19 protein-coding genes are annotated in these 23,593 nt (G+C 67.4%); 12 read left to right on the plus strand and 7 right to left on the minus strand.

What is annotated here, in order from left to right; genetic code table 11:
• Positions 1-10 precede the first annotated feature (10 nt).
• Positions 11-289, minus strand: a complete 279-nt coding sequence (locus ACAM26_RS10270; RefSeq protein WP_369613560.1) for a hypothetical protein — start codon at positions 287-289, stop codon at positions 11-13.
• 120 nt (positions 290-409) lie between these two features.
• On the opposite strand from ACAM26_RS10270, the gene ACAM26_RS10275 reads away from it, so the two are divergent.
• Positions 410-1,102: a lytic transglycosylase domain-containing protein gene (locus ACAM26_RS10275; RefSeq protein ID WP_369613561.1), complete on the plus strand. Its 693-nt coding sequence runs from the start codon at positions 410-412 to the stop codon at positions 1,100-1,102.
• Positions 1,103-1,126: 24 nt separating this feature from the next.
• Here ACAM26_RS10275 and ACAM26_RS10280 read toward each other — a convergent pair whose 3' ends face one another.
• Entirely contained in the window at positions 1,127-1,348 is a 222-nt protein-coding gene (locus tag ACAM26_RS10280) for a hypothetical protein (protein ID WP_369613562.1), read from the minus strand.
• A 108-nt stretch (positions 1,349-1,456) separates the two neighbouring features.
• Positions 1,457-2,311 carry a pentapeptide repeat-containing protein gene (locus ACAM26_RS10285; RefSeq protein WP_369613563.1) on the minus strand — a complete coding sequence of 285 codons (855 nt, stop codon included), beginning with the start codon at positions 2,309-2,311 and terminating at the stop codon, positions 1,457-1,459.
• A 177-nt stretch (positions 2,312-2,488) separates the two neighbouring features.
• On the opposite strand from ACAM26_RS10285, the gene ACAM26_RS10290 reads away from it, so the two are divergent.
• The 4 genes from ACAM26_RS10290 to ACAM26_RS10305 all read left to right on the plus strand — a co-directional run bounded on the left by ACAM26_RS10290 (position 2,489) and on the right by ACAM26_RS10305 (position 6,799).
• Complete coding sequence (locus ACAM26_RS10290) at positions 2,489-3,766, plus strand: bifunctional O-acetylhomoserine aminocarboxypropyltransferase/cysteine synthase (protein WP_123140244.1); 1,278 nt, start codon at positions 2,489-2,491, stop codon at positions 3,764-3,766.
• A gap of 37 nt (positions 3,767-3,803) precedes the next feature.
• Positions 3,804-4,721, plus strand: coding sequence for a bile acid:sodium symporter family protein (locus tag ACAM26_RS10295; RefSeq protein ID WP_123141813.1), 918 nt, complete (start codon positions 3,804-3,806; stop codon positions 4,719-4,721).
• A 483-nt stretch (positions 4,722-5,204) separates the two neighbouring features.
• Positions 5,205-6,131, plus strand: coding sequence for a protein-methionine-sulfoxide reductase catalytic subunit MsrP (gene msrP / locus ACAM26_RS10300; RefSeq protein ID WP_369613564.1), 927 nt, complete (start codon positions 5,205-5,207; stop codon positions 6,129-6,131).
• Positions 6,131-6,799 carry a sulfite oxidase heme-binding subunit YedZ gene (locus ACAM26_RS10305; RefSeq protein WP_369613565.1) on the plus strand — a complete coding sequence of 223 codons (669 nt, stop codon included), beginning with the start codon at positions 6,131-6,133 and terminating at the stop codon, positions 6,797-6,799. The genes msrP and ACAM26_RS10305 overlap by 1 nt, the downstream gene beginning before the upstream one ends.
• On the opposite strand, the gene ACAM26_RS10310 is transcribed toward ACAM26_RS10305, so the two are convergent.
• Positions 6,751-7,080: a hypothetical protein gene (locus tag ACAM26_RS10310; protein WP_123140248.1), complete on the minus strand. Its 330-nt coding sequence runs from the start codon at positions 7,078-7,080 to the stop codon at positions 6,751-6,753. The genes ACAM26_RS10305 and ACAM26_RS10310 overlap by 49 nt on opposite strands.
• A gap of 1,070 nt (positions 7,081-8,150) precedes the next feature.
• On the opposite strand from ACAM26_RS10310, the gene ACAM26_RS10315 reads away from it, so the two are divergent.
• Together ACAM26_RS10315 and ACAM26_RS10320 are read left to right on the plus strand one after the other, a co-directional pair.
• On the plus strand, positions 8,151-8,810 hold the full coding sequence (locus ACAM26_RS10315; protein ID WP_369613566.1) for a class I SAM-dependent methyltransferase: 660 nt from the start codon (positions 8,151-8,153) through the stop codon (positions 8,808-8,810).
• 284 nt (positions 8,811-9,094) lie between these two features.
• Positions 9,095-9,823: a nuclease-related domain-containing protein gene (locus ACAM26_RS10320; protein WP_369613567.1), complete on the plus strand. Its 729-nt coding sequence runs from the start codon at positions 9,095-9,097 to the stop codon at positions 9,821-9,823.
• A 42-nt stretch (positions 9,824-9,865) separates the two neighbouring features.
• Here ACAM26_RS10320 and ACAM26_RS10325 read toward each other — a convergent pair whose 3' ends face one another.
• Positions 9,866-12,952, minus strand: coding sequence for an efflux RND transporter permease subunit (locus ACAM26_RS10325; protein ID WP_062276108.1), 3,087 nt, complete (start codon positions 12,950-12,952; stop codon positions 9,866-9,868).
• Positions 12,949-14,055 carry an efflux RND transporter periplasmic adaptor subunit gene (locus tag ACAM26_RS10330; RefSeq protein ID WP_123140253.1) on the minus strand — a complete coding sequence of 369 codons (1,107 nt, stop codon included), beginning with the start codon at positions 14,053-14,055 and terminating at the stop codon, positions 12,949-12,951. The genes ACAM26_RS10325 and ACAM26_RS10330 overlap by 4 nt, the downstream gene beginning before the upstream one ends.
• 213 nt (positions 14,056-14,268) lie before the next feature.
• Here ACAM26_RS10330 and ACAM26_RS10335 point away from each other — a divergent pair, with 213 nt between their 5' ends.
• Positions 14,269-14,991, plus strand: a complete 723-nt coding sequence (locus ACAM26_RS10335; RefSeq protein ID WP_369613568.1) for a class I SAM-dependent methyltransferase — start codon at positions 14,269-14,271, stop codon at positions 14,989-14,991.
• A 13-nt stretch (positions 14,992-15,004) separates the two neighbouring features.
• On the opposite strand, the gene cysZ is transcribed toward ACAM26_RS10335, so the two are convergent.
• Entirely contained in the window at positions 15,005-16,225 is a 1,221-nt protein-coding gene (gene cysZ, locus ACAM26_RS10340; protein ID WP_123140255.1) for a sulfate transporter CysZ, read from the minus strand.
• 192 nt (positions 16,226-16,417) lie between these two features.
• On the opposite strand from cysZ, the gene amrS reads away from it, so the two are divergent.
• The 4 genes from amrS to ACAM26_RS10360 all read left to right on the plus strand — a co-directional run bounded on the left by amrS (position 16,418) and on the right by ACAM26_RS10360 (position 23,583).
• Positions 16,418-17,491 (plus strand): AmmeMemoRadiSam system radical SAM enzyme, encoded by a 1,074-nt coding sequence (gene amrS, locus ACAM26_RS10345; protein ID WP_369613569.1) that lies wholly within the window; start codon positions 16,418-16,420, stop codon positions 17,489-17,491.
• Between the two features lie 92 nt (positions 17,492-17,583).
• Positions 17,584-21,447, plus strand: coding sequence for a PAS domain S-box protein (locus tag ACAM26_RS10350; RefSeq protein ID WP_369613570.1), 3,864 nt, complete (start codon positions 17,584-17,586; stop codon positions 21,445-21,447).
• Between the two features lie 30 nt (positions 21,448-21,477).
• The gene (locus tag ACAM26_RS10355; RefSeq protein WP_123142432.1) at positions 21,478-22,392 is read left to right on the plus strand and encodes a response regulator; all 915 of its coding nucleotides are present in this window, start codon (positions 21,478-21,480) and stop codon (positions 22,390-22,392) included.
• A gap of 12 nt (positions 22,393-22,404) precedes the next feature.
• Entirely contained in the window at positions 22,405-23,583 is a 1,179-nt protein-coding gene (locus tag ACAM26_RS10360; RefSeq protein ID WP_369613571.1) for a response regulator, read from the plus strand.
• Positions 23,584-23,593 lie beyond the last annotated feature (10 nt).

Consider the following 23,593-nt stretch of genomic DNA (forward strand, 5'->3'; position numbering starts at 1 on the left):
GTGCTCGAATCTACTCGAAGTCCTGTTTCTCGTCATTTTTGAAGCTTTTTTGAGTTTCGCTTTGTTGTTTCAAGTTGCTGTTTTTGATGGTTTTGAGGAATTGCTTTAACAGCTTTTTGAGTTGATGCTGTTTCTCGCATTCTGCATGATTTCTTTTTTGTTTTTCTGACAGGTTTTTCGAAGAATATTTTTTTTGCGATTTGCTGTTTTTCATTCGCTGGAGAAGTCGTGGTTGAATGGCGGTGAAGATTGTTGTTTCATGACTGAAACGCGCAGAGGTTCCTGCCATCCGGCTCGGGGACTGAACGTCAACCCAGGTGTGGCGACGATGGTCGTCGGACTCACTTCAGGGAGGCGCATGATGTCGGCGCAACGCATTGATAAATCAGCGCGCGTGAAGGTGTGGCAGATGCTGTTTGGTGCCTTCGGCGGGGGTGTTTGGCTGCTGTGCTGGGGGAGCGTGCCGATCGCGATGGCCGACGTCTACAAATATGCCGACGCACACGGCAACGTCTATTTCACCGATGTGCCGCTCAAGGGTGGACAGTACCGCTTGCAGTGGCACCGTGAGTCCGGTCAGCTCGCCGAGGAGAACCGCTCCAGGTTCTCGCAGCTGCAGATCGAGCGCTCGCCCAGGGGCGAGTCCAAGCCGCTCAGCCGCTCATTGCGGGCCCGGCGCGCGCGCTACGAGGCGTTGGTCTCGGCCAACGCGCGCCGTCACGGACTCTCGCCGGCGTTGCTGCACGCGGTGATCCGCGCCGAGTCGGCCTATGATCCGCGCGCCGTCTCATCGGCGGGCGCCCAGGGGCTGATGCAGTTGATGCCGGCCACGGCGGCGCGCTACGGCGTCGCCGACAGCTTCGATCCGGCCGACAACGTCAGCGGCGGCGCGGCCTATCTGCGCGATCTGCTGGATCTCTTCGACAACGACCTGCGTCTGGCCCTGGCCGGCTACAACGCCGGCGAGGGTGCGGTGCTCAAGCACGGGCGCAAGATCCCGCCCTATGCCGAGACCCAGGCCTATGTGCGCAAGGTATTGCAGTATCTGTGGGCCGAGCGCCCGGTGCACGTGACCATCTCGAGCGTACCGGGTGAGGACTGAGGTGGACGGCCAGCGGCGCTGTGCTCAGTCCTCGCCGATGACGCGCTCGTCGCGCGGGGTCGAGAGCAGTCGCTCGGCCTCGGCCTGTTGGGCGGCGAAGATCAGCCGGTAGTCGACGCCCGGAGAGGCCTCTGCGGCCTGGCGGCGGCTGCGCACCAGGGCGCGGGCGTCCTGGTAGTGCTCGAAGGTGTCGAGGTGTTCGAGCTTGAGCGGCTGCTGGGTGATGCTGTAGACGAAATACGGCATGCGGGCACTCCTGATACCGCCATCGGGCGGCTCGATCCCTGTGGGGTGGCGTTCGAGTGTATCGCAAAGTCGGGCGCCGGTGGATCGCCGCCGGCGCCCGTATCGGGCTCAGCGCAGGTTCTTCTTGTAGGAGGGCACCTGGGCGTTGCGCGCCTTGGAGACGTTGGCGAATTCCAGGGTGACGCTCGCCAGCTCCACCCGGGTGAAGTCGGCGCCGGTGAGATCGGCACGATGGAGGATGGCGCCGCCGAGCACAGCATCGGTGAGATCGGCGTCGGTGAGATCGGCGTAGCGGAAGTTGGCGTCCTGCGCCGAGGCATGACAGAGCCGCGCGCCGCGCAGATCGGCGCCTTCGAGATTGGCGAGATTGAGCACGGTGAAGCCGTCGCTGAAGGCGCTGCCGAGATCGGCCTCGCAGAGCCGGGCGCGGGTGAGGTTGGCGTCGTTGAGATGACTGTCGCGCAGATCGGCGCCGCTGAGATCGGCCTCGGCGAGGTTGGCCTTGATCAGGAGCGCGCGATGGGCGCGCACCCCGACCAGGTTGGCGCCCTGGAAGTCGGCGCCGCGCAGGTCGGCATGGGCGAGGGTGGCCCCGGCGAGATCGGCCTGGCGCAGCTCGACGTTGCGCAGGTCGGCGCCGCTGAGATCGGCCCCGGCCAGTCGTGCGGCGTTGAGCATCGCCGCGCGCGACGGGCGCTCGGCCCCGAGCCGGGCGCGCGTCAGGTTGGCCTCGGCGAGATCGGCCGCGCGCAGCTGCGCACCGACCAGGATCGCCTCGCGCAGGCAGGTCCCGTGCAGCCGGGCGCCGACCAGATCGCTGGCGCTGAGGTCGGCGCCGCTGAGATCGAGCCCCGAGAGATCGGCGCCGTCGAGCCGCATGTCCCGCAGGTCGGCGCCGACGAGAGTGTCGCGCTCGATTTCCGCCAGCACCTCGCCACTGTCGCGGTGTCTGATTTCGATCATGCCGGGATCTCCTCCTGGTCCTTGTCGTTGTTGGGTGGGGCCGGGGTCGTTGACGCCTCCCGCGCCGACCCGGGCCGATCGACAGCCTGTCGATCACGCGGATAAGATTCTCGGTTCGGCGACCGATGGCGGCCGTCGCTCGTGGGCGATTCACGAGACCATTCAACAGGAAGCGCCATGAAACTCGAAACTCTTGCCATTCATGCCGGGTTCGAACCCGATCCCACCACCAAGTCGGTGGTGACCCCGATCTACCAGACCACCAGCTACGCCTTCGACGACACCCAGCACGGCGCCGATCTGTTCGACCTCAAGGTCCCGGGGAATATCTACACCCGGATCATGAATCCCACCACCGACGTGCTCGAGCGTCGGGTCACGGCGATGGAGGGTGGGGTCGGTGCGCTGGCCTTCGCCTCCGGCATGTCGGCGGTGACCAACGCCATCTTCACCCTGGCGCAGGCCGGCGACAACATCGTCGCCGTCTCGCGGCTCTACGGCGGCAGCTACAACCTGTTCGCCCACACCCTGCCGCGGCTCGGCATCGAGGTGCGCTTCGCCGAGCCCAACGACATCGCCGCCATGGATGCCCTGGTCGATGCCAAGACCAAGGCGGTGTTCTGCGAGTCGATCGGCAATCCCGCCGGCAACGTCGCCGACGTCCAGGCGATGGCCGACATGGCCCATGCCCACGGTGTGCCGCTGATCGTCGACAATACCGTGCCCTCGCCCTATCTGCACCGTCCCTTCGAGCACGGCGCCGATATCGTGGTCCACGCCCTGACCAAGTACATGGCCGGTCACGGTACCACCATCGCCGGGATGATCGTCGACTCCGGCAAGTTCCCCTGGGCCGAGCACGCCGAGCGCTTCCCGATGCTCAACCAGCCCGATCCGTCCTATCACGGCGTGGTCTACACCCAGGACATGGGCGAGGCGGCCTTCATCACCCGCGCCCGGGTGGTGCCGCTGCGTAACATGGGGGCGGCGCTCGCGCCCTTTAACAGCTTCCTGGTGCTGCAGGGCATCGAGACCCTGGCGGTGCGCATGGACCGTCACTGCGAGAACGCCCTGGCCGTCGCCCAGTATCTCAAGGACCACCCGCGCGTGGCCTGGGTGCGCTATGCCGGTCTGCCCGACAGCCCGGACTACCCGCTGATCCAGCGCTACATGGATGGCGGCAAGGCCAGCGCCATCCTCTCGTTCGGCATCAAGGGCGGTCGCGATGCCGGTGCGCGCTTCATCGACGCGCTCAAGCTCACCGTGCGGCTGGTCAACATCGGCGACTCCAAGACGCTCGCCTGCCACCCGGCCACCACCACCCACCGCCAGCTCTCGCCCGAAGAGATGGCGCGCGCCGGGGTCAGCGAGGACCTGATCCGACTCTCGGTCGGCATCGAGCACATCGACGACATCATCGCCGATCTCGATCAGGCCCTGGCCGCCTCGGCCTGATCCGTTCGGCCCCGCGCCCGGCGCGGGGCCCCCCGTCATGGATCGAATCACCACGCTGTTTCCGCTCTGGGCGCTGGCCGCAAGCCTGCTGGCGCTCACCTTTCCAGACCCCTTGGCCGCGCTCAAGCCCGGTATCGTGCCGCTGCTCGGGGTGGTGATGTTCGGCATGGGCGCGACCCTGAGTCCGGGCCAGTTCAGCGCGGTGTTGCGTCGCCCCGGGGTCATCGGCCTGGGCGTGGTCCTGCAATACCTGCTGATGCCGTTTGCGGCCTGGGCGATCGGACTCGCCCTCGGTCTGCCGCCGCAACTCCTCGCCGGGCTGGTACTGGTCGGCGCCGCCCCCGGTGGTACCGCCTCCAACGTCATCTGCTATCTGGCGCGCGGCGATCTCGCGCTCTCGATCACCCTGACCACGGTCTCGACCCTACTCGCGGTGGTGCTCACGCCCGTGCTCACCCTGCTCTATGTCGGCGAGCGGGTCGCGGTCCCCGCCCTCGACATGTTCTGGTCGATCCTGCGCATCGTGCTGGTGCCGGTCGCACTCGGGGTGCTGGTCAACCGGCTGCTGGGGGCGCGGCTGGCGATGTTCGAGCGGGTCTTCCCGCTGATCTCGGTGGCGGCCATCGTGTTCATCATCGCGGTGATCGTGGCGCTCAATCACGACCAGCTCGTCACCCTCGGGCCGCTGGTCGCGCTCGCCGTGGTGCTGCACAACCTCACCGGATTGAGTCTGGGGTATACGCTGGCGCGTCTGCTGGGGCAGGGCGAGGCGCGGGCGCGGACCCTGGCGATCGAGGTCGGGATGCAGAACTCGGGGCTCGCCGTGGCGCTCGCGATCAAGTCCTTCTCCGCCGCCGCGGCACTGCCCGGTGCGCTGTTCTCGATCTGGCACAACCTCTCCGGCGCGCTGCTCGCCGCCTGGTGGTCGCGGCGGCCGCCGCCGTCTGGGGCTTGAACCGCGAAGAGACAAAATCTTCAACCACGAAGACACCAAGGGCGCAAAGGGGGGGAAGAGCTTCCAGCGATCAGCCGCCAGCCGCCAGTGGTGGTCTGTCCTCAACCACTGGCGCGAAGCACAGTCGCTGGAGCTAAAGGCGGCTGTCAGCGTCGTAGGATGGGCAAAGCGCAGCGTGCCCATCAAGGGTTGCGCTGCCGTCGAGTACGGCGCCCACTGGAGGCTGACGACTGGAGGCTTAACCTCTCTTCGCGTCCTTTGTGTCTTTGCGGTTTGTTTATTATCAACTGCTTGTAAATGTTTGATGATCCTCGATCGAGGATGAGGGCTTGCGCGGGGGTGGTGCCTGCCCCACCTCGTGGGAATCCTTCCATCGGTTGTCGGATTGCTCGAAGCCACTTCTGTATGGGTGCCTAACCCCTTGGCGGGGTAGGCGTGGCGGGCGTCGGCAGCGGGTGGTTGATGACCCGAGGAGCCTCCGTCATGCTGATTCGCAAGCCTGCCGATATCCCGTCCTCCGAGATCACCCCACCGGAGGTATGGCGCGCGCGTCGTACCTTCATCCAGGGCGCCGCGCTGGGGGTGGGCGCGGCGGCGCTGGCGCCGCTCGGTGCCGTCGCTGCGACCTATCCGCGTCCCGGCGAGGACGAACCCCTGACCCCGCGCGAGTTCGTCACCGGCTACAACAACTTCTACGAGTTCGGGACCGACAAGGGGGACCCGGCGGCACACGCCCATCGGCTGCGGACGCGCCCCTGGTCGGTGGTGGTCGATGGCGAGTGCGCCCGTCCCGGCGAGATCGGCATCGAGGACATCCTCAGCGGGTTCGATCAGCAGGAGCGCATCTATCGGCTGCGTTGTGTCGAGGCCTGGGCGATGGTGATCCCCTGGGTCGGCTTCCCGCTCGGTGAGCTGCTGGCGCGTTTCGAGCCGACCTCGCAGGCGCGCTATGTCGCCTTCGAGACCCTGCTCGATCCCGAGCAGATGCCCGGTCAGCGTCGCCGGGTGCTCGACTGGCCCTATCGCGAGGGGCTGCGTATCGACGAGGCGATGCACCCGCTGACGCTGCTCGCCACCGGGCTCTATGGCGAGACCCTGCCGAACCAGAACGGCGCGCCGCTACGGCTGGTAGTGCCCTGGAAGTACGGCTTCAAGAGCATCAAGTCGATCGTACGCATCCGCTTCACCGCCGAGCAGCCGCCGGCGACCTGGAACAGGATGCAACCCGACGAGTACGGCTTCTATGCCAACGTCAATCCCGCCGTCGACCATCCGCGCTGGAGCCAGAAGAGCCATCGCATGATCGGTGGCGGCTGGCTGGCGAAGCGGCGCGAGACCCTGCCGTTCAACGGCTATGCCGAGGAGGTCGCCGGGCTCTATGCCGGCATGGACCTGAGGCGCTTTTACTGATGACCGGGCGCGACTGGGTGGCCTGGGCCAAGCCCGGGGTCTTTCTGCTCTGTCTGCTGCCGCTGGCGTTGACCCTGGCGCAGGGGCTCGGTGGTGGGCTGGCGCTGGGGGCCAATCCGGTCGAGACGCTGCTCCATCGCAGCGGGCTGTGGACCCTGCGGATGCTGCTGCTCACCCTCGCGCTGACCCCGCTCAGTCGCGCCCTCGGGCGGCCCTGGCCGATCCGGCTGCGGCGCATGCTGGGGCTGTTCGCCTTCTTCTACGGCATGCTCCATCTGCTGGTCTATCTGTGGCTCGACCGCGCGCTCGATTGGCCGGTGATCGTCGAGGACCTGACCGAGCGGCCCTACATCATCGTCGGCATGGTGGCGCTGGTGCTGATGAGCGTGCTGGCGCTGACCTCGACCCGTGGCTGGCAGCGTCGGCTGCGGCGCAACTGGAAGCGGTTGCACCGCGTCGTCTACCTGATCGCGGTGCTCGGGGTGTTGCACTTCCTCTGGCTGGTCAAGGCCGATCTGCGCGAGCCGCTGATCTATGCCGTCATCCTCGGCGTGCTGCTGGCGCTGCGGCTGCCCTGGGGGCGTTGGCGGCGCGCCTGGACTCAGTCGGTTCAGTCGGTTCAGTCGGCTCCGGCGGTGGCGCGGCGCTCGGCAAGTTCGTCGCGATAATCGAGGAAGTCGAGCAGGTGTGCGCCCAGCCGGGCGTCGATCTCGCCGGCTTCGGGTTCGTGCTCGGGCTGGTCGCGATGCCGATAGGCCAGATCCGGGGCCACCATCTCCAGGGTGATGTAGGCGAACAGGCTCTCGGCGACCAGGGTCGCGGCCCGGCAGCGCCATTCCGGCTGGTCGCGATCGAGTCGAGCGAGCCGTTCGGGTTCGATGGTGCCGGTCTGCAACCGGGTCCAGTCCTCGATTAGTTGGCGGGTGGGGGCGTCGGTGGTGTCGTGCATGGCGTCTGGCTCCGGGAACTGAATCGGCCAGTCTAGGGATGCCTCCGGGGAGGGTAAACCCCGGACCCCGTCCGGGGTGGAGGCCGATGTCCGAGGCGAGGTGTTCCCGCGTGGCTGTGAATGGTCTTCTGATCCAGCCTCTCAGGGGCCGAGGCGCTCTTGTGTTCGCGCTCTTTGCGTGTTCCGCGCCGATCTTTCCATGCGCGTGACTTTTTCGGTTTCGAATCTTTTTGATTGTTTTTTATCAGGGTTTTATGGCCATTTTGCGGGGGTTCTTGAGAAGTCTTCGCTTGTGTCGCTTCGTTTTATCGGTATCATAAAAAACACAAATCAGCTTCACGGCGTCATGCTCTCACCAAGTCGGTGGGTGTTGCGGGGATGCCTGTTTCGACCCCTGTGATGGCGTGACAGGACAGGGTGATCGCGGCCAGTCCCCGCGCACTATCTACGCCAGAATCGGACATGCGCCGGTTGATCGGATCGCCCAGGTCACTGGCGTGAAGCTGTACCGTCTTTTCGTTCAACCGAGGACGCACGCGGGAGCGCCATCGCGCTTCCGCTGATGATCCGGCGGCTCGGTCATCGCCGATGATCGCCGGGACGTCCCGTCTCCATTCGCGCAGCAGTGCGCGTATCCGCCGCGTGGCGTGTCTGCCCGACTCAGGTCTCGGGTCCATGCCTCGCGATCCGCCGACAGGTCGCCGCGCCGCCCAGTGGCGTGGCCCTCGGCCCCCGACGCCGCCGCATGCGGCGTCTCGCGCGAATCTCGCGCCTCGTGCCCACCCGCGAATCGGGTGGCCAGCCAATGTCAATCGTCGCTCGGCGTCAGCGCGTGGTCTTCGGTCCACGCCATAAAAGCGCGCGTGTCCAACGGACCGCGCGATGCGGCTGCGCGCGCCGTCGCGACGTGTCGACCGTTGCAATGTGTTCGGGAGAGACCCCTGACGAAATGAAGTGAGGCCCGTCATCCGCGATGCTCAGGACGTGGGTACGCATTGCTCCTCACCCGTGCGAGGCAATCACCACGGCGAGTGCGCTTTTCGTGCTTGCCACAACACCACGGAGAGACCATGACCGACTCCAAGTCCATGAATCAGGCCGATCGTGATGTCAGCAAGCTGATCGGTGTGACCGCCGCCAAGCTCGACGAGCTCGAGCAGTACTACGACAGCTGGTCCGAGACCTACGAGGACGACCTGACGTCGATGGGCTACGAGGCCCCGCGCCTCGCCGCCGAGGCGATCAAGTCGCACCAGATCGACCCCGCGCAGCCGATCCTCGACGCCGGTTGCGGCGTGGGCCTGACCGGGCTGCACCTGGGCAAGCTCGGCTACACCGCGATCACCGGTGTCGACTACTCCCCCAAGTCGCTGGAGAAAGCCGAGGCGCGCAATTGCTACGCCGAGCTGGCGCGCGTCGATCTCAACAAGCCGCTGGACTTCGCCGAGAACCACTTCGCCGCCGCCCAGTGCATCGGCACCCTGACCTATATCGACAACATGGCCGGGCTGATGCGCGAGTTCCATCGCGTGGTCAAGCCCGGCGGCATCGTCCAGCTCAGCCACCGTGTCGACCTCTATGACGACGCCTACAGACAGGCCCTCGGCGCGCTCACCGACCAAGGCCACTGGACCCACGTCCATCACTCCGAGCCCCAGCCCTACATCCCCGGCCACCAGGACTTCGGTGACGACCAGGCGATCATCTTCGACATCTTTCGCGTGAAGTAAGCGTCCCGAGTCTTTGATCCGCAAGGGCCTGTGGCCGATGTTCAGCATCCGTCACGGGCCTCGTCGCCGAGTGTCCGATCGGCCTTGGTCGGCGGTTGTCCGTCTCCACGCTGGTCCTCGATCGCTGGAGCCTACAGGTGGGCACGTTGTACTGACCGACCGTCTTCTCGCGGACGTCGCCGAGTCGTTCGTAGACGGGGAGTCCTTCAGTTGCGTTATCATGGGACTACGCTCCGTTCGTGTCCTGCCCTGCTGTCGTCCGCTCCCCGTCTGCCGTGTCTTCCTTGTCCTCCGATCCCTCGGCGCTGGTGTTCCAGGCGCTGGTTCTGCCGTTGTTGTGGTGTCTGCCGCCGTTGCTGGTGTTGCTCGGCGCGCGATTGCTGTTGCCGCGCTGGCGGGGCTGGCAGGGTGAGCGCATGGTCGGGCGGCGGCTCGAGGCGCTGTTCCCCGAGGTCCTGCACGGGGTGGTGTTGCCCGACGGGCGCGGCGGGTTGACCCAGATCGATCATCTGGCGCTGACCCCGCGCGGGTTGCTGGTGGTCGAGACCAAGCACTATCGCGGCGCCATCCAGGGCGCGGCCGAGGCGACGCACTGGGTGCAGCTGATCGGTCGGCGGCGCTATCCCTTCGTCAATCCGCTGCATCAGAACCGTCGTCATGTCCGCGCGGTGGAGGCGCTGGGGCTGGGCCAGCCGGTCCATGCGCGAGTGGTGTTCACCGATGGGGCGCGGTTTGTCGACGCGGTTCCGGCCGGGGTGTCGCGCTGCGCGACCCTGGCGCGCGATCTTGGCTCCTTGCGTGGTGGCCGGGTGGGGCGTGCGAAGCTGGCGGCCTGGACACGGTTGCGGGGGCAGGTCCGACGCGGCTGGCTCGCGCGCTGGCGGCACCGGCGTCAGGTGGAGCGCCGCCACGGGCGCGACGACCGCACCCGGCTGGGCAAGGCGTTGCTCGGCGCGGCGGGCGCGTTGGCGGGGCTGTTGTGGTGGCGGGTGTGGGGGTCGGTCGGGCTGTGAGCCGGGCGGGGCGCCCGTGGACGGGTCCACGGGCGCCGGGGCTCAGCCGGCCTGGGGCGCGGTGTTCTCTTCGTCTTCGTCGGTCAGCGGGCCGCTGTGCTCCTTGGGTGAGAGCAACAGATAGAAGGCCGGGACCACGAACAGGGTGAACAGGGTGCCGATCCCCAGTCCGGTGACGATCACCAGACCGATGTCGAAGCGGCTGACCGCACCCGGACCGCCGGCGGTGAGCAGCGGGATCATCGCCACCAGCATCGCCACCGTGGTCATCAGGATCGGACGCAGCCGGATCGTCGAGGCCTCCTCGATCGCCGCGCGCTTGTCGAGCCCGTCGCGCTCGCGCAGCTGGTTGGCGAACTCGACGATGAGGATGCCGTTCTTGGCGATCAGCCCGATCAGGGTGATCAGTCCCACCTGGGTGTAGATGTTGACGCTGGCGAAGCCGAGGAAGAGGAAGGCCATGGCCCCGGCGATCGACAGCGGCACCGACATCAGGATGACGAAGGGATCGCGCCAGCTCTCGAACTGGGCGGCGAGCACCAGATAGATCACCACCAGCGAGAGGAAGAAGGTGACCTCGAGCGCGCTGCCCTCGGTCTTGTACTGACGCGACTCGCCCTTGTAGTCCCAGCTCACGCCGCGCGGGAACTGCTCGCCGGCGATCTCCTCGAGCGCGCCGAGCGCCTCGCCGAGGGTCACGCCCGGCATCGCCACGCCGGAGACGGTGATGGCGTTGAGCTGCTGGAACTGGATGCGCTTGGAGGGCTCGACCTGGTTGCGGACGGTCACCAGGGCGTCGAGCGGGATCAGCTCGCCGTCGCCGTTGCGCACATAGTAGTCGCCGAACTCCTCGACGCTGTCGCGGAAGGCGCGCTCGACCTGGGGGATGACCTGATAGCTGCGTCCCTCCAGGCTGAACCAGTTGACGTAGTCCTCGTTGAGCATCACCCCGAGACTGGTGCCGAGATCGGCCATGCTGATGCCGAGATCGCCGGCGAGATCGCGATCGACCTCGAGCACGGTACGCGGGCGCTCGTATTTCACGTCCTTGGTGAGGAACATGAACTTGCCGCTGCCCATCGCCTGACCGAGCAGGGCGTCGGCGATGCCGGTGAGCTCCTTGTGCGAGCGATCCGAGAGGATGACGAACTCTACCGGCAGGCCGTCGCCCGGGGTGGGCAGGCTGGGGCGCGGGAAGACCACCGTCTGCATCCCGGTGATCTGCGAGACGGCGCCCTGGAGCTGCGGCTCGATCTCCATCTGCGAGCGCTCGCGCTCGTCGGTCGCGGGCATCTTGAAGCCGCCGAAGGTGGTGCTCTGGTCGCCACCCATGCCGATGATGATGAAGCTCTCCTTGTACTCGGGGAAGGACTCGAAGATCGGCAGCAGCTCCGTGTCGACATAGTGCTTGTCGTAGTCGATGGTCGCCGTCTGCGGTGCGGTGGCCATGAAGAAGAGGATGCTCTGGTCCTCGGTGGGGGCCAGCTCCTTCTCGGTCATGGTGTACATCACATAGATGCTGCCGAGCAGCGCCACGGCCACCAGCAGGGTCACCGAGGGGTAGCGCAGCCAGCGCACCAGCAGACCGCGATAGCTGTTGGAGAGCCAGCCGAAGAAGCGCTCGACACCCTGCTCGAAACGGCTCTGCTCGCTGCTGGCGTGCAACACCCGCCCGGCGAGCATCGGCGAGAGGGTGAGTGCGACCACGCCCGAGACCAGCACCGCGCCGGCGAGGGTGAAGGCGAACTCGGTGAACAGCGAGCCGACCAGCCCGCCCATGAAGCCGATCGGGGCGTAGACGGCGATCAGCGTGGTGGTCATGGCGATGATCGGCAACGCCAGTTCGCGCGCGCCGTCGAGCGCGGCGCGCAGCCCGCTCTTGCCCATCTCGAGATGACGATGGACGTTCTCGACGACGATGATCGCATCGTCGACCACCAGACCGATGGCCAGCACCATCGCCAGCAGGGTGAGCAGGTTGATCGAGAAGCCGAACAGCAGCATCAGGAAGCCGGCGCCGATGATCGACAGCGGGACGGCCACCGAGGGCACCAGCGCGGCGCGGATCGAGCCGAGCGAGAGGAAGATCACCAGCAGCACGATCAGCACCGCCTCGCCGAGGGTGGCGAAGACCTCGTCGATCGAGGACTGGATGAACGCGCTGCCGTCATAGGCCTCGAATCCCTGCAGCCCCTCGGGGAACTGGGCGCGCAGCTCGGGCAGCAGCGCCTTGACCCGCGAGGCGACCTGCAGCGGGTTGGCCCCGGGCGTCGGCTCGATGCCGATGAAGATCGACGGCTTGCCGTTGTGCAGGCTGCTCGAATCGTAGCTCTTGGCGCCGAGCTCGACCCGGGCGATGTCGTCGAGCCGGATCAGGGTGTCGTCCTGATCGCGGATCACCAGGCGGCGGAAGTCCTCGACCTGGCTGACGTCGGTGGTCGCCGAGAGGTCGACCTGCACCATGTTGCCCTTGACCTTGCCGATACCGGCGAGGTGGTTGTTGTTGGCGAGCACCTGGGCGACCTCGTCGCCGCTGATCCCGAGCGAGGCCATCCGCGCCGGGTCGAGCCAGACGCGCATGGCATAGGTCTGGTCGCCGAAGATCTCGGCCTTGGCCACGCCGTCGATCGCCTGGAGCTGGGGCTGGACCACGCGCAGCAGATAGTCGGTGATCTGCGGCAGGGTCATCTGCTCGCTGGTGAAGGCGAGATACATGAGCGCGGTGGAGTCGCCGGTGGAGGAGTCGATCACCGGGTTCTGCGCCGCCTCGGGGAGCACGTTGGTGCGGCTGGCGACCTTGGCCTGGATCTCGGCGACCGCGGCGTTGGGGTCGTAGTTGAGCTTCATGTGCGCCTCGATCATCGAGGTGCCGGCGCTGCTGGTGCCGAGGATGAAGTCGATGCCGTTGGCCTCGGCGATGGCCTGTTGCAGCGGGGTGGTGATGAAGCCCTGCACCAGGTCGCTGCTGGCGCCCGGGTAGGCGGTGGTGACGGTGACCACCGTGTTGTTGGTCTCCGGGTACTGACGGATCTCGAGATCGAGGAAGGAGCGCAGACCGAGGATCAGGATCAGCAGGCTGACGACGCTCGCCAGCACCGGACGGCGGATGAAGATATCGGTGAATCTCATTCGGCCTCACCCTCGGCGTCGGTCGACGTCTGTGCTGGCTTGTCGACCACGCGCACCGGCTGGCCGTTGGTGAGCTTGACCTGACCGCCGAGCACCACCCGGTCGCCGGCGACGAGTCCGTCGAGGATGACGATCTCCTCGCCGCGCACCGCGCCGGTGGTGACCTGGCGGCGCTCGACCAGGGTCTGGCCGTCGCGCTCGACGACGCGATAGACCGAGTCGCCATAGGTGTTGAAGGTGATCGCCTCGCGCGGCAGGGTCAGCACCGCGTCCTGGGTCGGCAGCAGGGTCTCGACGCGGGTGAACATGCCCGGTCGCAGCGCCAGATCGGGGTTGTCGAAGCGGGCGCGGATCCTGACGTTGCGCGTGCCCTGGTCGATGCCCGGATCGATCGCCTGGATCCTGCCCTCGAAGACGCGCTCGGGATAGGCCGCCACCCGGACCCGAACCTGCTGACCGGCGTGGAGCTGGGCGAGATGGCGCTCGGGCAGGGCGTAGTCGACATAAACCGGATCGAGTGCCTGGAGCGAGACGATGGCGGTGCCGGCGGCGAGGAACTGGCCGAGATCGACCTGACGGATGCCGAGCTGACCGGCGAAGGGCGCGCGGATGGTCTTCTTGCGGATGTTGGCCTCGATGGCCTTGACCTCGGCGCGGGCCTGATCGAGCTGGGCGGCGCGCTCGTCGACGTCGCCCTGGGCGACGGCGCGATCGCGCAGCAGGGTGCGGTTGCGTCGCAGCTGGATCTCGGCGAGCTGCTCGGCGGCCTTGAGGCCCTCGAGGGTGGCGCGGTCCACATCGTCCTCGAGGCGCAGTAGAATCTGCCCCGCCTCGACCATGGCGCCGGACTCGAACAGGATCTCGCGGACCTGGCCGTCGACCTCGCTGTTGACCTCCACGCCCTGGACCGCCTGGACCGTGCCGACCCCGGAGAGGGTGGGACGCCAGTTGGTGGTGTCGACGCTGACGGCGGCGACGGCGGTGGCCGGGCGGGGCTGGGAGAAGGCGGCCATCTCCTGGGCGATCTGGCCGTATTTGAAGAAGGCGAGTGCGCCGATCAGCGCGGCGAGCGCCACCAGCACGGTGAGGATTCGGGCGATCATGCGTGCTACGAGCCTCTTGCGGTCGATGTCGTTGATGGTGGTGTCGTTGGGGTAGCGGGTGGAGGCTGCGCTCGTGCCGAACGCCGGGTGCTCCGGTCCGTCGAGTTACCTGGCGACGTGGTCGCCAATTATAGGGGCGTGAGGATGCGGGCGTCTCGTCGAGACGCCGCCGTTCGTGTCCAAGCGACCCGGATCGATATGGAGAGTTCCCCTTTGGTTCAACAGATGCGTCTCAACGACCCCAGTGCCTATCGCCTCGATCGCGAGCCCGAGGTGCTCGCCGGGCTGCTCGACCCGGCAGGTCAGGAGGTGCTCGAACTCGGTTGCGGCGCGGCCTGGATGACGCGGCTGCTGGTCGAGCGCTTCGGCGCCGCGCGGGTGGTTGCCACCGAGGTCGATCGCGCGCAGCTGGCGCGCAACCGTGCGCTCGATCTGCCCCCTGCGATCGAGTTGCGCGAGGGCGGTGCCGAGGCCATCGCCGATCGCGACGGACGCTATGCGCAGGTGTTCATGTTCAAGTCGCTGCACCACGTGCCGCCGGCGCTGATGACGCGCGCGCTGCACGAGATCCACCGGGTGCTGGCGCCGGGCGGCGCGCTCTATGTCTCCGAGCCGGTCTACTGGGGCCCCTTCGCCGAGCTGACCGGGCTGATCCACGACGAGCGCGCGGCACGCGCGGCGGCCTTCGCCGCGCTCCAGGGCGCGGTCGAGGCCGGGCTCTTCGACTGCGAGCACGAGGTCTTCTACCAGGCCAAGGGCAGCTATCCGGACTGGGCGCACTTCGCCGCGCGCTTCATCGATGTCAGCCATCGCGCCGAGCCTTTGCCCGAGGCGCGCCGCGCCGAGGTCCGCGCGGCCTTCGATCGATACCTGACCCCGAGCGGCGCGCACTTTCTCAAGCCGCACCGCGTCGACCTGCTGCGCAAGCCGGGGTAGTCGGGTTTCCGGCTCAGGCCGCCTCACCGACACGCGTGAGCACGCGCTTGGCCTCGTTGATCTTGGCGGCGAGATAGGCCGAGCCGCCGCGATCCGGGTGCATGCGCTGGATCAGCCGGCGATGGGCGGCACGGATCGCGTCGTTGTCGGCGTTGGTCGCCACCCCGAGGATGGCGCGCGCCTCGTCGTCGCCCATTCGCGTATCGCTCGGGCGCGGCGGCGCGCTGCGCGGCTCCTGTTCCTGACGGGCGCGGGCGCGCTCGGCGAAGCGCTGTCCGCGCTCGCGCGAGAGATAGACCTCGAGCGCCTCGGCCGAGGCGGCATCGCTGGCGCAGCCGCCGGCGAGCAGATCGAGCAGGGCCTCGGTGGCGATCGACTCGAGCCGCTGTCCCTGCAGTGGGCCGAGCAGGATCTCGCCGCCGATGCGCCCGGAGAGGTGGTCGATCTCGAGTCGCACCCAGCGCGTGGTCATGCGCGATTCGTAAGGGCCCTGATAGCGGGCGCGGGCGTGCTCGCGATTGAACTCGCGCACCCACATCGCGGTGGCGCCGGCCACCGCGCTCGGCATCAGGATGAAGTTGACCACCGGCACCATCCCGAGCCCGGCGGCCGCCGCGCCGAAGCCGAGGCTGAGTCCGCGCTCGCCGCGCAGCCGCGCGCGCATCTCGCGGAACTTCAGCCCGTGGTTGCCCATCGGGTAGTCGCTGTACTGCACCGCGAGGATCCAGGCGGTGTAGAGGAACCACAGCAGCGGGCCGACCACCGGGACGAACAGCAGCACCAGGAAGGGGATGGCCAGGGCCAGGGCGTAGACCACCTTCACCAGCTCGTCGAGCAGGGTCGGGAGCAGCTCCTTGAGGAGCTTGCCGACGCTGCCGCTGTCCTGCAGCGGTCGGCCGGTGAGCAGCAGCTCGACCTTCTCGGCGAGCAGGTTGTTGAACGGCGAGGCGATCAGGTTGGCGACCAGGTTGAAGGTGTAGAACACCACCACCAGCAGCAGCAGCGCGAACACCGGCCAGAGGATCCACTCGAGCCAGCCGAGCCAACTCGGGATCTGGGCCTCGACGAGGTCGAGGAAGGCGGCGAACTCGCGGGCGCCGAGATAGATCGCCAGCGAGAAGACGAGGATATTGACCGCCAGCGGGATCAGCACGAAGCGTCTGAGTCCGGGGCGGGTGATGAGCCGGACGCCTTGCAACAGGTATCCGGCACCGAGCATGGGTTTGGCGACCATAAGCGGCATCTGACGTCGTTGTCGAGGGGCTGGACACGATGGTCCTGACCCTGGGGTTAAGGGCGATCCTGTGGATCGAGGAGAGTCTCGGGATACGGGGGCGTTGCGGTCGGGACGCGGCGGCCCGCATCGGCAGCAGTATACTCAGCACGAGACCTCGATGCAGTGCACAAAACGCACGGGAGGTGGACGATGTCGATCGCGCGCCGCGCGCGTCACTGGCGAGCGCTTGCCGATGGTCGGGTGTGCTGTGAGCTCTGTCCGCGGCGTTGCCGGCTCGCCGAGGGACAGCGGGGGCTGTGTTTCGTGCGCGCCTGCCGCGATGGGGCGCTGGTGCTCACCGAGGCGGCCCGCCCGCTCGGTTGCCATCCCGACCCGATCGAGAAGAAGCCGCTCTACCACTTCCTGCCGGGGTCGCTGACCTATTCCTTCGGCACCGCCGGTTGCAACCTCGCCTGTCGCTACTGCCAGAACTGGGAGATGAGCCGGGCGCGTGTCGCCGCCACGGGTGGCGGCGCGCCGACCGATCCGGCGCGGATCGTCGCCGCGGCGAGGACGAGCGGCTGTCGCTCGCTGGCCTTCACCTACAACGATCCGGTGGTGTTCCACGAGTACGCGCTCGATTGCGCCGCGGCGGCGCACGCCGCGGGGCTGTATACGGTGGCGGTGAGCGCCGGTTATGTGCAGCCTGCGCCGCGCGCCGAGTTCTATGCCGCGATCGATGCGGCCAACATCGACCTCAAGGCCTTCGACGACCGCTTCTATCGTCGGCTCTGTGGCGCCCGGCTGGCGCCGGTGCTCGAGACCCTGGAGTCTCTGGTGCACGAGACCGCCGTCTGGGTCGAGATCACCACCCTGGTGATCCCCGGCGAGAACGACGATCCGCGCCGATTGCACGCGCTGAGTGCCTGGATCGCCGGGCATCTCGGCTGCGAGGTCCCGCTGCACCTCAGCGCCTTCCATCCCGCCCACCGCATGCGTGACCACGCCGCCACCCCGATCGCGACCCTGATGCGTGCCCGCGAGATCGCCCGCGCCAACGGGCTGCGTCACGTCTATCTCGGCAACCTGGGAGCGGAAATCGGCGGGGAGACGCGGTGCGTGAGCTGCGGTGCACGGTTGATCGCGCGCGTCGGCTACCGGGTGGTGGCGCGCGCGCTGGACGAGACCGGACGCTGTCTGGTCTGTGGCGCCCGCTGTCACGGTGTGTTCACGACGGCTGCCCGCGACACCGCCTTGGATCATCCCGCTCGCGGGCCTACCTAGTCAGTTGCGCCGGCGTTGTCCCCATGGTCGGTGTGTCGATATCCTTACCTCTTGGGAGACGCGGGCCCCGAGGCCCCACGGCGGATGAACCCATGGAGCAGCCCCGTTTGCACATCCTCCTGCTGGAGGATGCCTCCAGTGCGCCACTTGCGCTCGATGCCATGCTCGATGGCGCGGCACATGTGCTCGAGCGTCATCGTCTCGACCAACCCGGTCTGGCTGAGCTGATCGCCAGCCGTGTCGACGACTGGGATCTGGTTCTCTGCGATGGTCGCGCCGCGAGTGCCGACCTGGAGCGGGCGCTGACGGGGAGCGGCGCGTTGCCGGTGCTGCTGCTCTCGCCGCTCGACGATGGCGGCGCAGCTGTCTGTCGCGTCTGGGAGGCCCTGTCAGGCCCCCTCGTCGAGCATCTTGCCAGGCTGGCCGTGCCGCGTTCGGCGGGGGTGGGTGACGATGACTCGATCCGGCTGGAACGGATCGTCGCCAGTGTACCCGGCATGATCTACGCCTATCGGCTCGATGCCGAGGGCGCGCCACAGCTCCAGTTCATCACCTCGACGGTCGAGCCGATCCTCGGGATCCGTGCGAAGGAGCTGTTCAGCGACAGTCATCGCTTCATCGCCAACATCCACCCCCAGGACCTGCCGCGCGTGCTCGCGCATCATCGTCAGTGCGAGCGCGAACTCTGCCATCGTCACGATCAGTATCGCTATCTCCATCCCGGACGGGGTGAGCGCTGGCTGGAGGCCTGGTCGGTGCCGGGGCGTGAGCGCGACGGCACCATCCTCTGGTACGGCTATCTGCACGACATCACCGAACGCAAGCACGCCGAGATCGCGCTCGAGGAGGAGCGTCGCCGACTGAGCACGCTGATCGAGACCATCCCCGATCAGATCTGGCTGAAGGATCCCAGGGGACAGTATCTCGCCTGTAACCTGTCGTTCGCCCGCTGTATCGGGCTCGACAAGCGACGCATCCTCGGGCGCAATGACCGCGAGATCTTCTCCGAGACGCTCGCCGAGCGGGTGGAACGGCGTGATCGCGAGGCGGTCGAGCACGGCGGCGCGATCCGCTACGAGGTGTGGTTCGACTGCGCCGACGGTAAGCGGATTCGGATGCAGACGATCAACACCCCGATGTTCGATGCCGCTGGGGCGCTGGTCGGGGTGCTCGGCGTGGGGCGCGACATCACCGTCGCGCACGAGGCCCAGCGGGCTCGGTTCGAGAGCGAGAAGCGCTATCGCGATCTGATCGAGCACGCCAACAGCGCCATCATCCGGCTCGGGCGTGATGCGCGGATCGAGTTCGTCAACCCCTATGCCGAGCGCTTCTTCGGTTACCGCGCCGCCGAGTTGATCGGGATGCCCTTCACGGTGCTGCTGGCGCCTGCCTCGTGCGCCGCGCAGACCCTGCTGCCGGGGTTGATCGGGGATGCCGACGGCCACTCCAGCCGGGTCGAGCGCAATCGGTGTCGCGATGGGCGCGAGATGTGGATGAACTGGACCAACAAGCCGGTGTTCGATGCCGCCGGCGAGTTGGTCGAGGTGCTCGCCATCGGCAACGACATCACCGAACTCAAGCGTACCGAGTCGGCGTTGCGCGAGAGCGAGGAGCGCTTCCGCGCCCTGTTCGAGAACATGCACGTCGGTTTCGCGCTGCACGAGGTCGTCACCGATGCCCAGGGGCATGCGATCGACTACCGCTTCCTGGCCGTCAACCCCGCCTACACCCGGATGACCGGCCTCGCCCAAGAGCAGGTCATTGGTCGTCGTGTCGGGGAGGTGATCCCCGGCATCGAGGACGATCCGGTCGACTGGATCGGGCGTTACGGGCGGGTGGCGCTCTCCGGTGAACCGATCCGCTTCGAGGCCTATGCGGCCTATTTCGAGCGCTGGTTCAATCTGCTCGCCTATTCGCCTGCGCCCGGACAGTTCGCGGTGCTGGTCGAGGATATCAGCGAGCGCAAGCGGATCGAGACCGAACTCGAGAGCCGGCGGCGCGATCTCGAGGCGCAGGTGCGCGCGCGCACCGCCGAGCTGGAGACGGCCAAGCGCGCCGCCGAATCGGCCAGCGAGGCCAAGAGCCTGTTTCTGGCCAACATGAGCCACGAGATCCGTACCCCGATGAACGCCATCATCGGATTGACCGAGCTGCTGCGCCGCGAGCAGACCGATCCGGGTCTGACCGAACGGGTCGAGCGCATCAACGAGGCGGCCCATCATCTGATGGGGTTGATCGACGACATCCTCGACCTGTCGCGGATCGAGGCGGGCAAGCTGGTGATCAACCGCGAACCCTTCGCCATGGCCGATCTCTTCGATCAGTCGATCGCCCTGCTCGAGAACCGCGCCGAGGAGAAGGGATTGAGGGTTCGGCGCGAGATCGCGTCGGACATCCCGGCGGTGCTGGTCGGTGACGTGTTGCGTCTGCGCCAGATCCTGCTCAACTTCCTCGGTAACGCGGTGAAGTTCACCGAGCAGGGCGAGGTGGTGGTCTCGGCCGGGCTGATCGAGCGCGATGCTGCACGGGTGCGGCTGCGCATCGCGGTGCGCGACACCGGCATCGGTCTCGACACCACCCAGCAGGAGCGTATCTTCGAGCTGTTCGAGCAGGTCGACGGCTCGCCCACCCGGCGCTATGGCGGTGTCGGTCTGGGGTTGGCGATCAGTCGTCGACTGAGTCTGCTGCTCGGTGGCGAGATCGGTGTCGAGAGCCGTCTCGGGGTCGGCAGTACCTTCTGGGTGGAGCTGCCCTTCGAGATCGCCGAAGAGGGCCAGCACGCGCCAGCCGCGCAATCCTTGCAACGCCCCGCGACCGAGCGTCTGCGCGGGGCGAGGGTGTTGCTGGTGGAGGACAACCGGGTCAACCAGGACGTGGCGCGCGAGATCCTCGAGTGGGTCGGGGTGCGGGTCGAGGTCGCCGGAGATGGCGCAGAGGCGCTGGCGCGGGCTCGCGAGTCGGTGTTCGATCTGGTGTTGATGGACATCCAGATGCCGGTGCTCGACGGTTTCGAGGCGACCCGGCGCTTGCGCCGGCTGCCCGGCTATGCCGAGACCCCGATCCTGGCGATGACCGCGAACGTCTTCGAGGAGGTCGAGCGTCGTTGTCTGGCGGCGGGCATGAACGGTCATCTCGCCAAGCCGATCGATCCCGAGCGGCTCTACGGGGTCATCGCCGACTGGCTGCAGCGCTCATCGGCACCGATGGCGCGCGATCAGGGTTTCGAGGAGCGGATGCGTGCGCTCTCCGGGGTGGACCTCGAGCAGGGGATGATCAGGGCCGGGGGACGCGTCGAGAGCCTGGCGCTGCTGCTCGCGCACTTCATCGAGGCGCATGGCGCCGATCCCGCGCGGTTGCGCGCGCTGCTCGCTACTGGGCGACCCGACGATCTTGAGCTGGTGGTGCGCCGTGCCCACGAGCTCGGGGAGGGGGCCGGCGCGCTGGGACTGACACGCGTGATGGCAGGCGCCGCCGGGTTCGAGCAGGCGGTGCGCGAGGGGACCGGTCACCGGGCGGCCTTGGCGCTGCTCGAGCTGGCGCTGACCGAGACCTGTGACGGTGTGCGTCGGGCCCTGGCCGCAGTCGCTCGCCCTGACGCCTCGCCGCGACAGGACTCGGGCGAGGAGGAGACGTTGATCGACTGGAAGGCGCTGCGCGACAAGTTTGGTGGTCGGGATGCGTTTATCCAGCGTCTGCTCGCCTCCATGTGTGATTCACATACAGGGACTCCGGCACTGCTGCGTGCAGCTGCCGAGAGTGAGGATCATCAACGGATCGCCTCCATGGCGCACACCCTGGCCGGCAGCGCGGGGAATCTCGAGGTCCCGTCGGTGGCGCGCCTGGCGCGCGAGGTCGAGCGTGCGGCGCGCGACCGCGATGCGCAGGCTGGCGCATTGGCCGGTCGGCTGGCCGACAGACTCGTGCGCCTGCTCGAGGAGATCGCCCGCCCGCGCTGATGCTGGAGGATTTCTCGTGGAGAAGGACAGATGACAGAGTTGCTGGTGGTCGATGACGAACCCTTGAATCTGGAGATCATCGCCGACTTCCTCCAGGCGCCCGAACGGATCTTCACCTTCGCGCAGGATGGCCAGGAGGCCTGGGACAGGCTGCAGGCCGAGCCCTCGCGCTTCGACCTGCTGATCCTCGATCGACGGATGCCGCGGATGGACGGCATCGAGCTGCTCGAGCTGGTGGTCAGGGATCCGCGCTTCGAGGATCTGCCGGTGATCATGCAGACGGTGGCCAGCTCGCCCGAGGAGGTCGCTCAGGGATTATCGGCGGGTGCCTGGTACTACCTGGCCAAACCCTACCAGGCCGAGGCGTTGCAACGGATCGTCAACGCTGCGCTGCTCGATCGGCGCAACCGTCATGCCTTGCGCCAGCTCCAGCGCGAGATCTCCAGTACCTGGGGACTCCTCCAGGAGGGGCGCTTCCGTTTCCGCGAGCCGCGCCATGCCTCGCTGCTGGCGGTACAGCTCGCCGATCTCTGTCCGCGCGCCTCGCTGGTGGCCATGGGGCTCTCCGAGCTGATGATCAACGCCATCGAGCACGGTCTGCTCGGGATCGGCTATGAGGAGAAGGGGCGGTTGCTGGCGCAGGATGCCCTGACCGACGAGATCGCGCGCCGCCTGGCCCGCCCCGAACAGGCCTCGCGCTGGGCCGAGCTGTGGCTGCGGCGCGAGGCCGAGCGGATCTGTTTCACCGTCTGCGATCATGGTCCCGGATTCGACTGGGCGCCCTATCTGGAGCTGGCGCCGGAACGCGCCTTCCATCATCACGGTCGCGGGATCGCCATGGCCCGTCAGCTCGCCTTCAGTGCGCTCGACTATCAAGGACGGGGGAACGTCGTGCAGGCGTGGGTGAGCCTGAACGAGTCGACGCCGGAGTCCAACGATGACTGAGTCGAGGCCTGCATGCGTCGGGCATTGATCGTCGAGGACGACCAGTCCATCGGCCCCTTGCTGGTCCAGCTGGTACGCCGCCTCTGGCCCCAGGCCGCGGTCGAGCACTGTGTCGACGGGCGCTCGGCGCTCGATGCCTGGCAACGTCACGGCGGGGCCGATCTGGTGCTGCTCGACTGGGGCCTGCCGGATACCACCGGGACGGCGCTGTTGAAGACGATTCGCGCCACCGGCCACAAGGTGGTGTGCGTGATGGTCTCGGGACATGCCGATCGTGATCGCATCATCGAGGCGCGGCGTTTCCAGGCCGATGCCTATATCGTCAAACCCTTCCGTGCCGCCGAGGTGATGGCGCGATTGCGCGAGGTCGTCGAGGAATCGGGCGCGGTGACGGCGGCGAACGACGATCTCGACGCCCTGCCCGAGTTCGTGACGCGGATGCTCGAGCACGAGTCGCTGGGGGTACCGCTCGATCCGGCGCTGGCCGAGGCGCTGGAGGGGATGGCCGATCTCGATGCCGAGGCCCGTCTCAAGCTGATGCGTCGCTGCCAGTTCGAACCGGCGTTGGTCGGTCCCTTGCTGGGGCTGGCCAACAGCAGCCCCTACAATGACGGCTCGGTGCTGATCGAGACCCCGGCGAGGGCGCTCGAACGGGTCGGTTCGGCGGTGCTGGTCAATATCGCGGTGACCGCTGCGCTCCATTCCGGCAGCGCGCTCGTCGCCGAGGTGCTGGTGGCGCACCAACGCCGTCTGCGCCAGGAGGCGCTGGCGCTGATGCGGCTGCTCAATGTCCTCGGACGCGTGCTGCGCGTGGATGTCGCCGGGTGCCGTGCCGCGGCCATGCTCACGCGTCTCGGCGAGCTGGCGCTGCTGGTGCTCCAGCAACGCTGGGTCGATCTGGGCGGACGACTCGACCCGAGCGCATGCGAGCGACTGCTTGCCGCACGCGCCGCCGAGACCGGTCATCAACTCAAGGTGCAATGGGGAATACCGACCGCGCTCCAGATGCGGATCGGCGCGGTCTATCAGCTACCGAGTGGAACCGTCCATCGCGATGCCATCCTGATGCGGATCGCCGGTCTGGTGCATGGCGAGCGTGACGGTGATGAGCTCAACCGGCTGCTCTCGCGCCTCGGTATCGAGCAGTCGCCGCAATGGTTGCGCGCACAGGCGGCTGAACTCGGCGACTGAGGCCTCGATC

This window comes from Marichromatium sp. PS1 (genome assembly GCF_041155115.1).
Taxonomy (GTDB): domain Bacteria; phylum Pseudomonadota; class Gammaproteobacteria; order Chromatiales; family Chromatiaceae; genus Marichromatium; species Marichromatium gracile.